General features: G+C 57.2%; 14 protein-coding genes and 5 pseudogenes. 12 read left to right on the forward strand and 7 right to left on the reverse strand.

All coding sequences use genetic code 11. The annotated features are described in order from the left end of the window. Positions 1-48 precede the first annotated feature (48 nt). A complete protein-coding gene (locus PR018_RS20065) occupies positions 49-1,584 on the forward strand; it encodes a sugar ABC transporter ATP-binding protein (protein WP_142831583.1) in 1,536 nt (511 codons plus the stop codon). Between the two features lie 55 nt (positions 1,585-1,639). Beyond that, positions 1,640-2,590, forward strand: a complete 951-nt coding sequence (locus tag PR018_RS20070) for an ABC transporter permease (RefSeq protein ID WP_244615503.1) — start codon at positions 1,640-1,642, stop codon at positions 2,588-2,590. Between the two features lie 685 nt (positions 2,591-3,275). Here PR018_RS20070 and PR018_RS20075 read toward each other — a convergent pair. After that, positions 3,276-4,094 (reverse strand): alpha/beta fold hydrolase, encoded by an 819-nt coding sequence (locus tag PR018_RS20075; protein WP_142831581.1) that lies wholly within the window; start codon positions 4,092-4,094, stop codon positions 3,276-3,278. A gap of 228 nt (positions 4,095-4,322) precedes the next feature. Between PR018_RS20075 and PR018_RS20080 the strand changes: the two genes are divergently transcribed. The 5 genes and pseudogenes from PR018_RS20080 to PR018_RS20100 all read left to right on the forward strand — a co-directional run bounded on the left by PR018_RS20080 (position 4,323) and on the right by PR018_RS20100 (position 6,493). Next, positions 4,323-4,517: a type II toxin-antitoxin system HicA family toxin gene (locus PR018_RS20080; RefSeq protein WP_244615502.1), complete on the forward strand. Its 195-nt coding sequence runs from the start codon at positions 4,323-4,325 to the stop codon at positions 4,515-4,517. A gap of 5 nt (positions 4,518-4,522) precedes the next feature. Continuing rightward, positions 4,523-4,923: pseudogene (locus PR018_RS20085) on the forward strand (type II toxin-antitoxin system HicB family antitoxin). A 165-nt stretch (positions 4,924-5,088) separates the two neighbouring features. Next, positions 5,089-5,268 carry a hypothetical protein gene (locus tag PR018_RS20090; RefSeq protein ID WP_142831579.1) on the forward strand — a complete coding sequence of 60 codons (180 nt, stop codon included), beginning with the start codon at positions 5,089-5,091 and terminating at the stop codon, positions 5,266-5,268. 33 nt (positions 5,269-5,301) lie between these two features. Further along, positions 5,302-5,556, forward strand: a pseudogene (locus tag PR018_RS20095) (transposase); the annotation flags it as partial. A gap of 637 nt (positions 5,557-6,193) precedes the next feature. After that, positions 6,194-6,493, forward strand: a complete 300-nt coding sequence (locus PR018_RS20100; protein WP_024318408.1) for a DUF736 domain-containing protein — start codon at positions 6,194-6,196, stop codon at positions 6,491-6,493. 36 nt (positions 6,494-6,529) lie between these two features. Here the strand turns inward: PR018_RS20100 and PR018_RS20105 are convergent. Beyond that, a pseudogene (locus tag PR018_RS20105) lies at positions 6,530-7,450 on the reverse strand (DEAD/DEAH box helicase); the annotation flags it as partial. Positions 7,451-8,250: 800 nt separating this feature from the next. Here PR018_RS20105 and PR018_RS20110 point away from each other — a divergent pair. Beyond that, positions 8,251-8,521: pseudogene (locus PR018_RS20110) on the forward strand (WGR domain-containing protein). A 1,017-nt stretch (positions 8,522-9,538) separates the two neighbouring features. Continuing rightward, the gene (locus tag PR018_RS20120) at positions 9,539-9,817 is read left to right on the forward strand and encodes an HU family DNA-binding protein (RefSeq protein ID WP_142831578.1); all 279 of its coding nucleotides are present in this window, start codon (positions 9,539-9,541) and stop codon (positions 9,815-9,817) included. A 45-nt stretch (positions 9,818-9,862) separates the two neighbouring features. Here the strand turns inward: PR018_RS20120 and PR018_RS20125 are convergent. Further along, positions 9,863-10,033: pseudogene (locus tag PR018_RS20125) on the reverse strand (DUF736 family protein); the annotation flags it as partial. A gap of 285 nt (positions 10,034-10,318) precedes the next feature. On the opposite strand from PR018_RS20125, the gene PR018_RS20130 reads away from it, so the two are divergent. Next, the gene (locus PR018_RS20130) at positions 10,319-11,785 is read left to right on the forward strand and encodes a TOTE conflict system archaeo-eukaryotic primase domain-containing protein (protein ID WP_244615499.1); all 1,467 of its coding nucleotides are present in this window, start codon (positions 10,319-10,321) and stop codon (positions 11,783-11,785) included. Between the two features lie 919 nt (positions 11,786-12,704). On the opposite strand, the gene PR018_RS20135 is transcribed toward PR018_RS20130, so the two are convergent. The 4 genes from PR018_RS20135 to PR018_RS20150 all read right to left on the reverse strand — a co-directional run bounded on the left by PR018_RS20135 (position 12,705) and on the right by PR018_RS20150 (position 14,204). After that, positions 12,705-13,010: a helicase-related protein gene (locus tag PR018_RS20135; protein WP_279621455.1), complete on the reverse strand. Its 306-nt coding sequence runs from the start codon at positions 13,008-13,010 to the stop codon at positions 12,705-12,707. Positions 13,011-13,107: 97 nt separating this feature from the next. Then, positions 13,108-13,590, reverse strand: coding sequence for an SNF2-related protein (locus tag PR018_RS20140; protein ID WP_341799006.1), 483 nt, complete (start codon positions 13,588-13,590; stop codon positions 13,108-13,110). Further along, positions 13,580-14,059 carry an SNF2-related protein gene (locus PR018_RS28400; protein WP_341799007.1) on the reverse strand — a complete coding sequence of 160 codons (480 nt, stop codon included), beginning with the start codon at positions 14,057-14,059 and terminating at the stop codon, positions 13,580-13,582. Before PR018_RS28400 ends, PR018_RS20140 begins: the two co-directional genes overlap by 11 nt. After that, positions 14,037-14,204, reverse strand: coding sequence for a hypothetical protein (locus tag PR018_RS20150; RefSeq protein ID WP_244615507.1), 168 nt, complete (start codon positions 14,202-14,204; stop codon positions 14,037-14,039). Before PR018_RS20150 ends, PR018_RS28400 begins: the two co-directional genes overlap by 23 nt. Before the next feature lie 621 nt (positions 14,205-14,825). On the opposite strand from PR018_RS20150, the gene PR018_RS20155 reads away from it, so the two are divergent. Both PR018_RS20155 and PR018_RS20160 read left to right on the forward strand, forming a co-directional pair. Then, positions 14,826-15,602, forward strand: a complete 777-nt coding sequence (locus tag PR018_RS20155; protein WP_425064166.1) for an invasion associated locus B family protein — start codon at positions 14,826-14,828, stop codon at positions 15,600-15,602. 20 nt (positions 15,603-15,622) lie between these two features. Continuing rightward, positions 15,623-17,377 (forward strand): ShlB/FhaC/HecB family hemolysin secretion/activation protein, encoded by a 1,755-nt coding sequence (locus tag PR018_RS20160; protein ID WP_142831577.1) that lies wholly within the window; start codon positions 15,623-15,625, stop codon positions 17,375-17,377.

Here is a 17,377-nt window from a genome sequence, read left to right on the forward strand (position 1 = left end):
ATTGTTTAGAACCGTCGAAGTGCTGCTGACCCTCATCCGGATCGAACGATGCATGAGATCGACTTGGTACATGAAACCGAAGAAACGATTTTGAGGCTGGACAGGATCGGCAAACGGTTTCCCGGCGTTGTGGCGCTCAAGGACGTTTCCATCGAAATTTCCCGCGGCAGGGGACATGTGCTGCTTGGGGAAAACGGCGCCGGAAAATCTACGCTCATTAATCTTCTCGGCGGCGTGTTCAAACCCGACGACGGGCAGATTTGGTTCGACGGCAGGCGCTATGAGCCTCAGTCGCCCTTTGAGGCCTTCAGCGCCGGCATCCGCATCGTCCATCAGGAACTCCATCCACTATCGAATCTGACGGTTGCTGAAAACCTGTTGTTCGAGAACCTGCCGCGCCGCCACGGACTGGTCGACTACAAGCAGATGAACAGACGCGCGGCTGAACTGCTCGCCGAAGTCGGCCTCGACATAGCGCCAACAATGCAGGCCGGCCGCTTGAGTGTCGCACAGTTGCAATTGCTCGAAATCGCAAAGGCGCTTTGCTACGAAAGCAAATTCCTTGTGCTTGATGAGCCGACTGCGACGCTGACCTCAAAGGAGGTCGATCGCCTCTTCGAAATTCTCAGACGCCTGCGAAACCGCGGCGTAACAACGCTTTACATATCTCATCGCCTCGAAGAGATTTTTGAAGTCGGCGACGACGTGACCATATTGCGCGATGGCCAGCACGTGATTACCCGGCCGCTCGCCGGACTTGCCATTCCTGAAATCGTTGAGCTCATGGTCGGCCGAACGATTGCCAATCTCAACGTGTTCCGCAAAGACAGCACCGTTTATGGCGAAGCCCTCGGAGTGTCGGGTCTCAGGGTAAGCCGCGATAGCCCGGAGTTGTCGTTCTCCGTTGCTAGCGGGGAGATCGTCGGCATCGCCGGCCTTGTCGGCAGCGGCCGCACGCAGGCCGTGCGAGCCATTTTCGGAGCCGATCTGAAAGCCGCCGGGGAGATCAGGGTCGATGGAAAAGTGGTCGAGATCAGATCCCCGAAGGATGCGGTGAACGCGGGCCTTTGCCTTGCGACCGAAGACCGCAAAACACAGGGGCTCATGCTCGACATGACCTGCGCCCAGAACTCGACGATAACCGACCTGCGCAAGATCTCCCGCAACGGACTGATCCTGAAGACGGTGGAAGACAGCAATGCCAGGCGTCTGGTGCAAGAACTGCGCATAAAGACGCCCTCGATCAAACAGGTCGTCAGAACCTTTTCCGGCGGCAACCAGCAAAAGGTGGTTATCGCCAAATGGCTTTTCCGCGGACCGAAGGTGCTCATTTTCGATGAGCCCACCCGCGGGATCGATGTCGGCGCCAAAGCCGAGATCTATGAGCTTGTCTGGAACTTGGCTGCCACGGGAAAGGGCATTCTCGTGGTTTCCTCCGATCTGCCTGAGCTGATGGGCATCTGCCACCGCATCATCGTTCTTTCAGCCGGAAAGATTGCTGGTCAAGTGACACGTGAAGAGTTTGACGAGAGCAAGATCCTCTCACTGGCCTACAAGGAGTATAGTCGTGTCCGAGAACACTGAAACCACGAGTGACGTGAAACGGGTGCGCCTCGTTGATACCATCCTGCGTATTGCAATGCGGGAAGCCGGTGTTGCGATTGCACTCGTCGTCCTCGTCATATTCTTCTCGGCCGCAGCCCCCTATTTTGCGACGCCCGAGAACTTCCTGAAGATTTTCGTTCAGACGGCGATCAACACCGTCCTGGCGTCCGGCATGACCTTCGTCATCCTCGTCGGGGGCATCGATCTCTCGGTGGGTTCGCTTCTAGCACTTTGCACGGTGGTTGGCGCCACCATCATGATCGATCCCCGTCTGTCCCCTTGGCAAGCGATCGTTCTGGCATCAGTTGCCTCCATGGGCGTTGGCCTCATTCTTGGCGGGCTCAACGGCTGGATCTGCGAGAGGTGGAAGCTTCCCTCCTTCATCGTCACGCTAGGAATGCTCAATGTCGCCAGCGGTCTGGCGCGTGTGGTCAGCGATAACTCCACGATTACGGGCCTGCCGCAGCCATACGTCGATTTCGGAAATCTCATCTTCTGGGGCGTGCTGCCGTCGATCTTCCTGATCGCGATCGTCGTCGTTCTCATCGGATGGTTCATCCTGAAATATACGGTTTTCGGGCGCTTCGTGTTTGCCATCGGCACCAACGAAGAGGCCGTGCGCCTTTCCGGCCATACGCCGCGGCGCTACAAAATTGCAGTCTTTGCAATCTCGGGGCTGACTGCCGGGATAGCCGCTATGGTCTATCTGCTCCGGCTGAACGTCGGCAGTCCTGTCGCAGGGATTGGCTATGAGCTAAATGCAATTGCGGCCGTCATCATCGGTGGGACAAGTCTCTCGGGTGGCAAAGGCTCAATTGTCGGAACACTGGTCGGCGCGTGCATTCTGCAGGTATTGTCGACCGGCTTGCAACTTCTGGGCGCCGACGATAATGTCAAACCTATCGTGATCGGTGCCGTTATCGTCCTCGCTGTGATCGGCGATAGCTATCGTGGTAAGCTCTTAGGTATTCTGGAAATGCGGTGAGAGCCGTCGGGCTCATCATTTTCTTCTAGATTTTATCCGGAGTGGTGGGTGAGACAGGTTCGAGCCATCAAAAGCAATTGATGGTGGCAATCAATTCAGACCACTCTGATTAAGATTGAGAGCGAAGCTGTCCGACGGTGAGTGCTGACATTCAAGCGATTAGGTAAAATTCTTTTTTTTCGCGCTATGAAAACCCCAGATTCCATAAGTCGCATGACGCAATCTCTTCCAAGTCAATGATGTAAAAAAGTTTCTTCTGGCTCTCGGCGTGAGGTACCTCCCGTTGGCCGGGAAAGATCTAGGCTTGCCTGCTCTGGCGCGGGGCTTCCCAGCCTGACTTCAGGCGAAATCGGCTTGGATTGAGCGTTGAGAGAAAGCAACTGCTCAAGGCGGACTCGGGAAATGGCGGGGGCAGGGAAACGCATTATATTACTCAATTAACGAACCTTGATCCTGTCCAACTCCTGTTGATGGAGCAACCACCCCCACCTTCCGTCCCCCAACGAATTAAAAGTACGTGGGCCTTCTTCCGCCTCGGCATTGCAAGTCCAAAGTCGGTGAGGTCGCACCTCCGTGAGGCTTCCCTTTGCGGGCGAGGATGGTTGCTGATCAAAATATTTTCATGAAAAATACGAAAGGCAGGACCAGCCCGCCTTTCGCTGTACCTACTCACGCATTCCGACAGCTAAGCTAAGAACTCGAGCAGATCCCTGTTGAGACGCTCGGGGACCGTCGCGAACAGGCCGTGAGGCTCGCCGTCATACTCAATTAGGGTCGCCCCGGTAATACCGGCTGCAGCAGCACGACCCGACGGACCGATCGGGACTGTCTTGTCGCCCGTCCCGTGAATGACCAACGTCGGCATGGTAAACGCTGAGAGATCGCCGCGAAAATCCGTTTTACCGAACGCATCGATGCACTCGATCGTGGCTTTGGGGCTTGCCATGATGCCGAGCGCAAACGACCAATCGAGCACACCCTCGCTAACCGGATTGGTCAGCATCCCGACCCCGTAAAAAGTTTTCGCAAAGGCCTGCAGGAAGGCGAAGCGGTCCTTGCGAATCTGTGCCTTCATATCCTCAAATACACTTGCATCCACGCCATCGGGATTGCTCCCGTCCTTCAGGAGATACGGGACAACAGAAGAAACCAACACCGACTTTGCAACGCGTGACACACCATGGCGGCTGAGATAGCGGGCAATTTCGCCACCACCCATCGAAAACCCGATCAGCGAGACCTGCTGTAGGTCGAGTTCCTCCAGGACACTCGCCAAATCGTCGGCGAAGGTATCATAGTTATAGCCGTCCGCCGGATGGCCTGACTGACCAAAACCACGCCGGTCATAGGTGATCACCCGGTATCCGGCTTCCAGAAGTGCCAGCGTCTGGTATTCAAACATGTCGCCTGTCAGTGGCCATCCATGGATGAGAAGGACAGGACGTCCCTGGCCCATATCTTTGACATGCAATTGCGTACCATCTTTTGCTTTGACGAATGCCATGTAGAACTCCTTCAATTGACGGGGTTAAACCGTTGGGAGCTTGACATGTTCCTGTATCCTCAGCCGCTAACGCCAATTTGCGGGCGTTTCACCACGCCGTGGCAGGCGGCGACCCTGCATTTCGTCCGGGACGCCGCCAATCACGCTTTGTTCGCGGAATGGCTCTCGCCTTACCGTAAATTCCAAGCGACGCTGTGCAATCTTGATTTATACACATTTCGTGTGTGTATTCTCTCTCCGAAGAGCGTCGATATTAACTCTGCCTTGACGATTGATGTATGGTTTAAGGTTGCCAAGAAGGGCAGCCACGTCCAATTCAAACACCCGTCAAAGCTACGCCGGGTAACCGTTCCTCATCCTAAGCAAGATATCCCGTTGACGCTCAAGAGCATCGAAAAGCAATCTGGGCTAAAACTGAGGTAATCACTATGCGCAACTATATCGGACTGATCCACAAGGAAGCCGAAAGCGATTACGGTGTTTCCTTTCCTGACTTCCCAGGTGTCGTAACAGCCGGCACTGATTTGGTTGACGCCCGTCGCATGGCCGAAGAGGCTTTGGCTTTTCACGTCGACGGTCTTGTCGAAGATGGAGAGGCTGTCCCTGAAGCATCTTCCCTCACCGACATTATGGCTGATCCTCATAATTCCTCAGGTGCCGCCATTCTTGTTTCGCTAAAAAAGAAACGAAAAAGGCCGTCCGCGTAAACATCACGATGCCCGAGGATGTCTTGCAGGAGGTGGATGCCTACGCAGAAGCACATGGTTTGACCAGGTCAGGATTTCTCGTTCAGGCATCAAAGCGGGAAATCGGGAAGATTGCGGCTTAGCGATATCCTTCAGATATAAGGCCACCTTGCCCGCCGCCGGCCCTTTTTTGCGGACTTGCGGCATGAGCCACCACTTCAATCTGACACGAGATCCGTTCCAAACCATTTTAGGCTCACCGCCTGCAGCGTGCCATCAGTTTTCAGTGTCTCGATGGCGGCAGTGAATTGACCGGCAAGTTCCATGTCATGCTGGCAAGCCAAAACAAGGCCGACGACATCGGGCCGGAACGGTCGGTCGACAAGGGGGAGACCTTTCGCGCGCTGTTCGTTGCCGGCGCAATGCCGTGGGCGCCGATCAACAGCTGCGCGTTGGATGGAAAACCACGAGGCCGTGCTTTGCACTGAGCTCATTGCAGATTCTCATTTTCTTGAAAGGAGATTGCTCTGCGCCGTCACGAATTGAGCGACGAGGAATGGGCTATCATTGCACCTCTGCTGCCGAACAACAGCCGTGGAATTGAACGTGTTGATGACCGTTGGGTCATCAACGGTATCCTCTGGCGTTTCAGGACTGGTTCAACTTGGCGAGATGTGCCGGAGCGTTATGGCCCGCGCACGACGCTTTACAATCGGTTCTCCCGATGGCGCAAGGCGGGCGTCTGGGATCGTCTTCCGGACGCCGTTTCAAAGCGTTAAGATGGAGACATAGTGATGGTCGACAGTACTTGTGTTCGCGTCTGTCGCAGTCCGCCGAAAGTCTGGGCAAAGTACGTGTTGATGGCGAGCATCAGTTACTGTGGCGATGTCTGTACTTTCGCTTTGTCACTATTACCTCCAGTTGCTTGTCGGCTCCGGAGAAGTCCGGCGTATTGAACAAATCGGAGGTTTAAAATCCATTCCAGCAGTCGGTATGCAGCTCATCCGTTATCGGCACGGCGAGTTTGGCCTCACAGGCCCACGTGTCTTGCTGCCGGTCCTCAAGATGATGGCAATGGCAATGACATCGGTAGGGGCGATGACGCTGCGACAGCGGTGTTCCTGCTGATGATGAGGCGATCATCCACGTCGTTCTCGGCCGACAATGCCGCGAAGCCCCGATACGGCCTCTCATCTCGGATGGTCTGGCGCCGGTCCGGCCTTGGCCTGCAACGGCTTCGCCGACCTTCTTCCCCTGACCGCAAGCGGCCATTCCTCGCGAGCCAACAAGCTCGGCTACCGCCGTCCTCCGCTGGCGCTGTGGTCCTTTGGATGCAGCAGGCCAACCCGTCGCCTCTCGACCGCCATCGAGGCCGCATCGGGCGGCTTCGAACAACTCTCAGGAGAAACGACAATGGCTCAGATCGGCACCTTCACCCGCGACGAAACCGGCGCCTACAACGGTACCATCAAGACCCTCACCCTCAACGTCAAGGCATCAATCAAACCCTGCGACCGCGACAACGATCGCGCCCCGGACTTCCGGGTCACAGCAACGGGTGTCGAGTTCGGAGCCGGCTGGAGCCGGACCGCCCGGGAAACCGGCGCCGAATACCTCTCGCTCAAGCTCGACGATCCGTCCTTCACAGCTCCGGTCTATGCCTCCCTCGTCCAGGGCGACAAAGGCGAGCACAAGCTCATCTGGTCCCGCTGACCAGAAACACGGCGCTCCGCCCACAGCGGGGCGCCCTCATTCGATCACATAGCCCAGCGCGCGATAACCCACTCGTCGCTTTGCCGCCATCCGGGCCAGAACGGGAACGGTGCTATCGACGTAATCGACGACCAAGACGTCTTTCTTACCGTCATGCTGACGATGCAGACGTCCGACATACTGCGCCAAAGTGCCTTTCCAGGCGATCGGCATGGTGAGGAACAACGTGTCGAGCCGGGCGTCATCGAAGCCTTCCCCGATATAGCGGCCTATCGCAAGTATCAGACGCTCATCATCGTCTGCGACATTCAACGCCGTGTTGGCTTGCTTGCGATCCTTCGCCGACATGCCGCCACGTAGCACCACCAGATTTTTTACAAACGGTGAGAACTTCTGCTGCAGATAATCAAGGTGATCCTTACGCTCCGTCAGCAGGATGGGCGAACGTTTGGCCTCGAGGGACTTCAACACGTCATCGAATATCAGGTCATTTCGGCCTTGGTCCTGCGCAAGGGCCGCATAGATCGCTGGCATTGACGGGCGCTCTGCCGAGACGAGTGACGCTGGTAACTCAAACTTCGTCGAACGGTCGCGGGCACGGTGGCGCATACCACGCTCGGCAGCTTGAACTCTTGCATCGACCCGATGGCGAACGGGACCGCATTGCATGAAGATGATCGGATGATGGCCGTCCTTTCGGGCGACCGTCGCTGATAGGCCAACCACGTATCGCGCCTTGGATCTGCGAGCGACAAGTTCAAAACTTGCAGCGGACAGATGGTGGCACTCGTCCACAATCAGATGACCGTAATTTCCCACGATGTCATCGACCTCGCCATTGCGAACCAGGCTTTGGATCAGCGCCACATCGATGATCCCTGTTGGCTTCCTTTTCCCGCCACCGATGATGCCGATCTGCTTTGGGTCGATGCTCAGGAAGGAACTCAGACGCTCTATCACGACTGACACCGGATTGCCATCTTGCTACTCAGCCCATTCGCCTATTCCCAAATTGGTTGTTCTGATGCACCAGGACGCGCCCATGGCGGCGATGCCCTTCCTTTGCGGTAAGGCATCTGCGTACAAACGGGCGGTATTACCGTCGATTTTTCCCCAACTGATCGCCAGCGTACGTCCGCCATATTGAGCATCATCGCCGCGCCAAAGCGACTGCGCCCCGCGGGCGAAACGGCACGGTATACCGTTAGCCTATCCTGCTCTCTGACCAAATCAGTTTGACCACTGTGCTAACGCGCAACTACTATAACATGGCGACCAGACCGATTTCGTGGAAGATGCTGAAGCGGGCCGTCGTCGTGAGGTGTCGGAATGTCGGTGACCGAAACGGTGAGATATCAATAACATCCGAACGAGGCAACGGCTAGCGCAACGCAGGAGAGGATTACCACCCTCAGCGCATGCCCGAAGAATGCGGGCATAGTGCAAAGCGTTCCGCCTCTCCGTCGTGTTTGAGTAAGTCGGGGCTGCGTCCGCCAACCGGCCAGACAGGCCGGGCGGGTGTCGGATAGATCTTGATGCCGTCGCAGTTTGCCGACAATACGCAGCGCTAATCAACGCCCTCGACGCCAAGCGACGACGATGCATCGCTGCCAGAGCATCGTCACCGGGAACGGCGGAGACCCGCTTGCGGGCTTCGTTCGCGAGGTGAATTGAGACGTCCGCCGCAGGCGGATCGCCCGGATCATCGGCCTGCCATCCCATCTAATATTAATCCGCCGTGTCCGGTTCTGCCTGTCATTATCATCCAGCCAAATCAGCTCTACGTCGAACGCAGGGCCCCCATCAAAAACATGGCCTGTTACTATTCTATGTCGATTGAGCCGAATCTGTTCGGCGAGGTCTGTCTTATCCGCCGATGGGGTCGCATTTGGCACCGGTGGTCATAGCCGAGTGCATCATTTCACGCCGGAGGAGGAGGCTGGCAACCTCTTCCTTGAACTGCTGCGAAAGAGGCGATCTCATGGATACGAACCGAAGCCCCATGGCCGCCCGGAGAGCGTCATCTGATCGGCTGCGAGAGGAGGACCGCCAGGGCGTGCCTTCCGGTAAACGTGAGACGGGGTCTCGCCCATTGGATTCAAACGTGATCTTGATCTCGGCGAAGAACGGACTGTTGATCGCGAGCTTCAGGCCAAATTTGTCGTTGCGGAATAACGGGCAGTCCGCGAAATAGGACCGTAGTGCAAGCGTAGGACGCGGCGCCAATGGACGGTGAGGAAGTCGAAGACGCAGGAAACTCTATCGGCGTCGCGTTGCGGCACGACGTCCGGCAGCGCGGTCTTGATTTCGATCACAGAGCGTCGAAAGGCGCCGTGTGGGAACTGATCACTTCCGTGACGGACAGGCGGAACGGGTCTTGGTCGTCATGGAGCTTCCAGTCTATCATGCCGGTCGATCCGGCAGGGTGGCCTTGGCGATATGGTGAAAGCCACCCTCAAAAGGGCGGCTCGGCGCTGAGTCTGACTTCCCGTTCGGCCATCAGGACTTCGCGCCCAGCCAGCGCCAGGTCGAGTTCCGCTTCGATCCGGCGACGTTCGTCCGGGTGTACGTTCGTCCGGGTGTGCGTTCCGCAACTCGGCCTGCAGTTCCACGATGCTCCGTTCCAGTTCGTTTGCCATCGTCGTCTCCTTGACGTTTGTTAAAGACGACGCCCGCGGTCATGGAGGGATGGAGGGGTCAACGGTCGCGATAGAGACCGGCGGAGCCGGCAGGGTGAGCCGAACTTCTGTGGTCGGGCCTCAGGATCGGGCAAGAAATTTCGGGGACCCGCTCGTCCTAGGCCTTCATGCCGCCATGGCATCCTCGGTTGGACGCAGCAGACATTCCCTCTCCGTACTGCCCATTGATCCGCAAGTGGGCTCGATGCCCGCGTGCGGATCCACCAATACAGATGCACCGTGATGCGCCAAATACGCGGTAGCTGTGGAAAAATCAGCAAATCGCTGCTCTTGGCGGGGTGGGTCGATGACAGGGCTGTGATCCTCTGTCAGGGATTTTCGCACGAATGACAATGGGGAGAACGATATGACGACCACCAATGAAATTGCCGACAAGATCGCCGACGAGCACAGTCTCACGAAGGCCCAGGGAAAGGCGATCGTCGAAGCGGTGATTGCATCGATCATAGAGGCAGCGATTGCCGGCGACGAAACGAGCCTTCCCGGCTTCGGAAAATTCAAGGTGAAAGATACACCGGAGCGCGAGGCGCGCAATCCCGCGACCGGAGCGGCCATCAAGGTCGCCGCCGCCAAGAAGCTGGTGTTCACACCAGCCAAGGCGCTGAAGGATGCGCTCAACAAGTGATCTGAGGAAAGCCCCGCCCGGATCGAGCGGGGCTTCGATGTCTGATCAGCGGCGGGTGTTGCGCGACCAGATGAGCTGCAGTCCCTCGTGTCCCTGGATTTCACTGAGCGTCGCGTAGATCGGGGCCGGAAAACTCGGATCGTCAAGTTTGACCGAGATGCAGGCGCGCTCGGTTTCCCGGGCCTGCTTCTGCCAGCCTGCGCCGAATTCGACATTATGCGGTGCACCGCATAAGGTCGATTATGCATAGAGCGGGATTATGCGGAGCGTTGGTCGCTGAAGCCTGCTTTTGCCGATGCTCGCGGTGGATTTTACTCCGCATAATTCCGGAGCCTTCTGTGCCGCTGAGATGGATAGTGCGTCTTAAAATGCGGACGTCTTTGGCCTATGCTGATCCGCATGATCATTTAGGCGGAAGCTTCAAAGTTGGCGGAAAAGAATGATGCTTGGGAGAACATTGCTCGCATTCGACGGCGGTTAGCCGATCTGAATGAAGAGCGGATGGCGCTTGAGCGTGAGCTGGAAGTGTTTGAGCAACAGCTGATTTCCGATAGCCAGATTGCCGCCGAAAAGCCAGCCTTCACCGATGCCCCTGTTACCAACAGCTCGCCGTCGATGGAGAAGGTGGAGTTATTCCGGCAGTTGTTTGCCGGGCGCCCCGATGTCTTTCCGGTGCGATGGGAAAATAGAAAGGATGGACGCACCGGCTATTCGCCATCCTGTTCCAACGAGTGGGCGAAAGGAATCTGCGGCAAGCCGAAGGTGAAATGTGGGGACTGCCCGCATCAGGCGTTCATCCCGTATTCCGAGGATATCATCGAAAAGCACCTTCGTGGCGGCGATGCCCGTTCAAGCGACTTTGTTGCCGGCGTATATCCATTGCTGCAAGACGAAACATGCTGGTTCCTTGCTGCTGACTTCGACAAGGAAAGCTGGGCGGACGATACCAGAGCGTTGCTGGCAACCTGTCACGCAAAAGGAATTGCCGCAGCCCTCGAACGGTCGAGGTCGGGAAACGGCGGCCATGTCTGGATATTCTTCTCCGAACCCGTTCCCGCGAAGGTCGCCCGACAACTGGGGGCCGCACTGATCACAGAGACGATGGAGAACCGCCCCGAGATCGGCTTCACGTCCTATGACCGTTTCTTTCCCAACCAGGATACCATGCCACTTGGCGGCTTCGGCAATCTGATCGCGCTTCCCCTGCAAAGGAAAGCTCGCGAAAATGGAAACAGCGTTTTTATCGATGGCGACCTGCAACCCTACGATGACCAGTGGGCATACCTGTCGTCTTTACCCAGGTTGTCGGCGGACGAAGTCTTCAGGATCGCCGACGAAGCCGAATTGTCGGGGCGGGTCTTGGGCGTCCGGATGCCGGTCGATGACGAACATGCCGATGAGCCGTGGATGATGTTGCCGTCACGTCGGAGCGAGCCGCGGCGAATTGAGGCTGCGATCCCGCAAAGCATCAAGGTCGTGATCGCCGATCAGGTTTATATCGATAGGACCGAGCTTCCGTCCGCGCTGATTGCGCAGTTCGTGCGCCTGGCAGCATTCCAGAACCCGGAATTTTATCGTGCGCAAGCAATGCGATTGCCGACATTCGGCAAGCCGCGGATCATCTCCTGTGCCGAGCTTCATCCACGCCATGTCGCGCTGCCACGAGGCTGCTTCGACGAAGCAATTGAGCTCGTCAAGAGCCATGGCGCGACCGCCATTTTGGAGGATCACCGCGAAGACGGAGATGCGCTACCCGCCGGCGTCTCGTTCCAAGGGGAACTGCGACGGCCACAATCGCGGGCCTTTGCTGCTCTTGTCGCCAACGACAACGGCGTGCTCGCCGCGACGACCGCCTTCGGCAAGACAGTTGTCGCTGCTGCACTCATTGCACATCGAAGCCGCAACACGCTGGTTCTTGTTCACCGCAGGGAGCTTCTCACCCAATGGGACAGGCGTATCCATTTCTAAGCGAACGGGTTTTTTGGCGAATAAGCGGATCGGTGATGCGGAAAGGCCATTGTGCAGACCGCGATTTATACGATTGCGCAAACCTTCCTGTCCCCGAAAGAGTCTATCGGCTAGTGCGCGAATCGGCGATCAAGCAAAATCGCCCTTGCGCGAAAGAGAGTTTGGGCGACTAAGACGTCGAGCGTTTTCAATTTATCGGCTAAAATGACATCCCTGAATTTTGGGCGCGGGTGCGTCATCGTAACCTGCTCTCACTCCAGTCGCCGCATTTCGGCACCCACCCTGCCGCAGAATTGCCGGACCGCGCGATTCCGAGCGACGCTAGTACCGATAAGTTCCGGTTTCGACAGGCTCATGTCCCGAAAGCGCTACGATCACGCCGGATCGCATTTCCCGGCCGCTCAGGAAAGTCGGCCCCAGCACCATGCCGAGGCCGGCGACACAAGCATGGTACCAGTTTAATGACCTCAACCACGAGCAGGCCCAAAGGCGTACCGATGCTGAAGAAACCCTGGCTGTTTACGACGTATACCCCACCGCTTGTTCGGCAGCCGAGAAACAGCGACTTAAGTCTGAAATAAGCAGCTTTAATAGTTTCGGATGATAAAGGCTTTGGGTCGGGCGCTGTTGGCGGGTCCGCTGCTGCGTTTCGGAGCAACTTCTGTGCAGGCAAAGAGGCGGTCTCGACCCTAGTTGCGACTTGCGGCTCAAGCGCGAAGAATTTCGCCGTCTCCCGCAAGGGAGTTTATGATACAGCTTCGACCACGAAACATTGGTGTCGAGATTTACAGCTGAGGATTGACGGGCGATTTCTGGGAAGACGTCATTTAAACTCGGCGGGACGGGAAACGCCGGCGCTGAGGTCCGCATCCAGGGTGAGATTAAGCGTTGCGACCATAATCCACTCACCCCCGATCAGCTACCCCGAGCAACAAGTCGAGATCCGGCTCGGTCGTCGCGAGTGTCGGGCGGCAGTCATGGTCGAAGATGCTGGTGGCCAGCGCACGCTTTTGTCTTTGAGCACGTCCATTTTTTCTTCAATCGGGTCGGCGGCAACCAGCCGGTAGACGAAGATCGGCTTAGCCTGGCCGATCCTGTGGGCCCGGTCGAGAGCTTGTTCCTCGACCGCCGGGTTCCACCAGGGATCGTAGAGGATCACTGTATCGGCGGCGGTCAGGTTCAGTCCGACACCGCCGGCCTTAAGGCTTATGAAGAAGACAGGCATTTCTTCATTTGGAACGACATTACCTGCGCTGCACGATCGATGGTATCGCCGGTGAGCAAGGCATAGGCGATGCCCGCGTCATCTAATCGCTTCCCGATCAACTCCAGCATAGATGTGAACTGGGAGAATACGATGACTTGCGGCCTTCATCGATCAGATTGGCGACCAACTCGATCAGCTGTTCGAGCTTCAAGAGGCGCGGATCGCAGCAGGCCTGACGCAGTTTCAGCAGGGCATCCAGAATGACGATATGGCTGGGGGCGAGGCCTTTCTCGGCGATTGCCGCCTGAACTTTTGCATGCATCGCTAGCCGGATGGATTCGTAAAACGTCCGCTGACCTGCAGAAAGCTCTACTTTTTCGGTTATCACGGTTTTTGGCGGCAATTCGGCCGCCACCTCTTCCTTCGTTCGCCGCAGCAGAAAGGGCTTGATACGGGTTGCTAACAGCCGCGAGCTTGCCGTGTCACCCTTCTTTTCAATCGGCGTCCGCCACTGACGGGTAAAACTCTTCAAATCGCCGAGAAACCCCGGCGCAATGAAGTGAAACAGCGACCATACTTCGCCGCGGTCATTTTCCAGCGGCGTCCCGGTTTAGGCAAAAGCGATGCGGCGATTTTAGCCCATGTACCAGCTTCGTCTTCGCGGCATTTGCGTTCTTGATGACCTGCGCCTCATCAAGGAAGACCATGTGCCAACCGCGCTCGGCAAGGATGGCTTGGTCGTGTGCCAGCAGCGGATAGGTGGTTAGCATAAGATCAACAGCCTCAAGGCTTTGGAAATGCTTCTTGCGGTCGGCACCTTGCAGAACGAGTATGGATAATTCCGGCGCAAATTTTCCGGGTTCCGTCGCCCAATTGACCATGAGGCTGGTGGGAGCGACGACTAGAACGCGGGTCGATAGTCGCCCAGTGGCTTCTCGATGGCGATCAGGCCTAGCGCCTGGACCGTTTTTCCGAAACCCAACCCGAAAGGATGCCGCCAAGCCCAACACCCTTGAGAAACGCCAACGATGCCAGCCCGTGCGCCTAATAGGGCCGCAATGTCGCATTAAGCCACGGCGGCAGGTCGACTGCAGGAATGCCGTCGTGGCCGCGTAGCTTTTTCCCCAGCGCAAGCACTCTTTGACCGCCCTGCCAGACGGCGCCGGCGGCTTCCTCCAGATCGGCAAGGCTTGCGGCATCAAGCGACGACAACCGCAGTCGCCCGTCCGCACCACACCTCCAGCCAGATTGAACAGATCGAACAACGTCCTGATGAGTGGCAGTATACTGCCGACAGGAGCAGCCAGCACCTTGCCGCCTTGTAGCGGCAGGAACAGCGGCTCATGCTCTCCCAGGAGATCCAACGCTGACTGGAAAACCACGGACCGCATAACGCGCAGCTGGCCGGAAGGCCGAAATGTATGCGGCAGATGCGGCAATCATCACAAAAGATGGGTGGTCATCCGCGCGAGGTCATCGCGGATGATGCATCCACGGGGCCATTTTGCCCGCCGCACCCGGAAAATAGAGGTGTCCAATTGGGCGGATCAAAGCTTGGCCGACCCGTGTCCTTGGCTGCCGCCTGAACGAAGCTGGGGTCGTAAGATCAATGTCGTCAACAAAAGCTTCGATGAAACGAACCGGGTTGTCCGGCCCTATGCTTTAAAAATCTCAGGGTGCACTCAGCGAGAACAGCAGTGGGATTTACCATCAATCTGCAGGGGTCGGTGATGTAGAATTAGCACGTCCCGTCAGAAACGTCGCAAATACACCGGCGCGCGAAAGACTGAGTGTGCCCATAGTGCTTTTAGTCTGATATCTCGGACGCAGCCAATGAGTGGCCTCGTATTTCTAAAAACCTGTATTTTTAAAACTTTGATGGACAGTCGATTGATCGGGTCGACTTGCACATTCAAATGCATTGCTGGTGGGGATTGCATGATTTTAACGGCTTTAAATAGAGCATTTTCAGTGCGGGCGTTGGCATCCACGTTGCTGTTTTCATCAACCTTGTTCGGGTATTCCAGCCTCGCGCAGGACCAGCAGACCGCTCCGGCAAACACAAATGGCCAGCAGACGACCACCGCGGGCCCACCTGCACAGCCGGCACCCGCGCCCCAAGCCCGCGTCCAGAAATTCGACGACTGGTATTACCGCTGCATCGACGGCAAGGCTACCGATGGCGCTGCGACAACGAACTGTGAGGTCGCGCAGATTGCGACGGTAAAGCAGGGCGACCAGGACGTTAACGTACTGACGCTTGCCATCGCCAAGGCAGATGTACCGGCCACATCAGGCAAAAAGGGTGCAAAGCCGCCGGCAAGTGATCTCGTTCTCACCGCCCTTGTGCCGCTCAACATGTATCTGCCGTCTGGGCTGAGCATCGACGCGGCCGACAAGCCTGTGGTGCAGCTGGCCTACCGCAATTGCACTCAGGCCGGCTGCTGGTCTCAGCAGAAATTGGACGCCCGCATGATCGCGGCGTTTTCCAAGGCAGCCGATGGCACCGGTCACGTGCAGATGATGAATGGGCAGAAGGTCAACATCAAATTCTCGCTGAAAGGATTGTCGGCGGCTTTGGATGCTTTGCAGAAGACTGATACTCCCTAAGGCAAGAGGCAGACAGAGTTATGAAGTCCGCCCGGCCCCCACCAGCTGCTCCCCGCCGCAATCTCGTTTTGACCGCCAGCGCCTTGCTGACGGCAGCTCTTGCCGTATCGCCGGTCGCCGCCCAGACGCCCAATGACGACTTTGCGCGCCGGCAAGCGCAAGAGGCTGAACAGAAGCGTCTGGAGACCTTGGGACAGATGACGCCGAAGCCGGCGCCCGCAGGGGCTCCGCAACCAGCACCATCCAGCAGTCAGAAGGCTGGCCCGTGCTTTGCGATCACCCATGTCGAGGTGGATGGAGTGAAGCAGTTTCCGGCCACTGCCATTGCCAAGGTCACGTCATCTTATGCGAACCGCTGTGTCGGCATGGGTGAGATCAATGGACTGCTGCGCGACCTGACGCATCTCTACCTCGACAAGGGCTTCGTAGCCTCGCGCGTCTACGTGCCCGCACAGGATATCGCCGGGACCAAGATGCTGCGCCTGGTCGCCGTCGAAGGTACGCTGTCGGATATCTACATCAATGGCAAACCGGCCCCCGGCTCCGGCGTATTGGCGACTGCCTTTCCCGGCATGAAGGACCAGATCACAAACCTGCGTGATATCGAGCAGGGTCTCGACCAGATCAACCGTCTCCCGTCCAACAACGCCAAGACAGCCATGCTGCCGGGCAAGACGGATGGAACCACGATCCTCAATATCGAGAACAAGCCGGACCATCCCTGGCACCTGTCCTTCGGCAATAACAATCTCGGCCAGGAGCAGACGGGATATTCCAAGTCCTCTGCCTCGGTCGGCTATGACAGCCTTTTCGGCATCAACGATCAATGGAATTTTTCCTACGAGCATAGTGGCCCGGACTATCCCTGGCCTGATGACGGGCAAGGCAGGAGCAACAGCTATTCCGGCAATGTCAGCGTTCCCTACGGCTATTGGACATTGTCGCTGAACGGTTCCTGGTATGGTTACGACAGCTCCGTCCCCGGCAATTTCGGTCCGTTGGAAACGTCTGGTACCAGCAAACAGGCTGGCATCGGCGCAGACCGGGTGATTTTCCGCGACAAGGATTCGATCACGACGTTCAATAGCGGCCTGACCTACAAGGAAACCAATAATTTCCTGCTCGGCAACAAGATCGAGGTCGGCAGCCGCAGATATACGGTCGGCGATCTCGGTATTTCGCATTCGCGCCGAATGTTGGGAGGGCTCTGGGTCTTCGACCTGTCCTACAGCCAGGGGCTCAATCTCTTTGACGCCGTCGGGCCGGGCGACGTCGGGGCAGGGGACGCAGATCCCCGGTTTTCCAAATTTACCGGCACCATCACGATGACCAAGCCGTTTGAGCTCGCCGAACAGCATTTTGAGGTCAACTCGATCATCACTGGACAGTATTCCCCGGACAATCTGTTCGGCGCCGAACAATTCTCGATTGGCGGATATTCCAACGTGCGTGGCACGCGCGAGACCATGCTTTACGGCAATAACGGCTTCTTTGTCCGCAACGATCTGGCCTGGCGCACACAGCCCTTCGCCAATCATGCGGAACTTGTAAAATTATTTGGCGAGTTCCGTCCCTATGTCGGTCTTGACTACGGGCGCATCCCTTCGCAATCACGCTACCGCATCGAGGGTGGCGACATGTTTGGCTGGACGGTGGGCGCCAAGCTCGCTGGCGGCCATGTCAATTTCGATATCGGCTATTCGGACATATTCGGCGGAACGGTTGACCGGCACGACGCCGGGCTTCTGTTCGCCAGCACATCCGTGAGGTGGTGA

It is taken from the genome of Rhizobium rhododendri (assembly GCF_007000325.2).
In the GTDB taxonomy this organism is placed as follows: domain Bacteria; phylum Pseudomonadota; class Alphaproteobacteria; order Rhizobiales; family Rhizobiaceae; genus Rhizobium; species Rhizobium rhododendri.

What these genes read in the sequence shown, in the direction of transcription:
- PR018_RS20075 (WP_142831581.1), bottom strand. Translation starts at nt 4,094, where the DNA reads ATGGCATTCGTCAAAGCAAAAGATGGTACGCAATTGCATGTCAAAGAT.
- PR018_RS20065 (WP_142831583.1), top strand. Translation starts at nt 49, where the DNA reads ATGCATGAGATCGACTTGGTACATGAAACCGAAGAAACGATTTTGAGG.
- PR018_RS20070 (WP_244615503.1), top strand. Translation starts at nt 1,640, where the DNA reads ATGCGGGAAGCCGGTGTTGCGATTGCACTCGTCGTCCTCGTCATATTC.
- PR018_RS20130 (WP_244615499.1), top strand. Translation starts at nt 10,319, where the DNA reads ATGGCGCTTGAGCGTGAGCTGGAAGTGTTTGAGCAACAGCTGATTTCC.
- PR018_RS20135 (WP_279621455.1), bottom strand. Translation starts at nt 13,010, where the DNA reads ATGCCTGTCTTCTTCATAAGCCTTAAGGCCGGCGGTGTCGGACTGAAC.
- PR018_RS20160 (WP_142831577.1), top strand. Translation starts at nt 15,623, where the DNA reads ATGAAGTCCGCCCGGCCCCCACCAGCTGCTCCCCGCCGCAATCTCGTT.
- PR018_RS28400 (WP_341799007.1), bottom strand. Translation starts at nt 14,059, where the DNA reads ATGCGACATTGCGGCCCTATTAGGCGCACGGGCTGGCATCGTTGGCGT.
- PR018_RS20100 (WP_024318408.1), top strand. Translation starts at nt 6,194, where the DNA reads ATGGCTCAGATCGGCACCTTCACCCGCGACGAAACCGGCGCCTACAAC.
- PR018_RS20120 (WP_142831578.1), top strand. Translation starts at nt 9,539, where the DNA reads ATGACGACCACCAATGAAATTGCCGACAAGATCGCCGACGAGCACAGT.
- PR018_RS20155 (WP_425064166.1), top strand. Translation starts at nt 14,826, where the DNA reads ATGAGTGGCCTCGTATTTCTAAAAACCTGTATTTTTAAAACTTTGATG.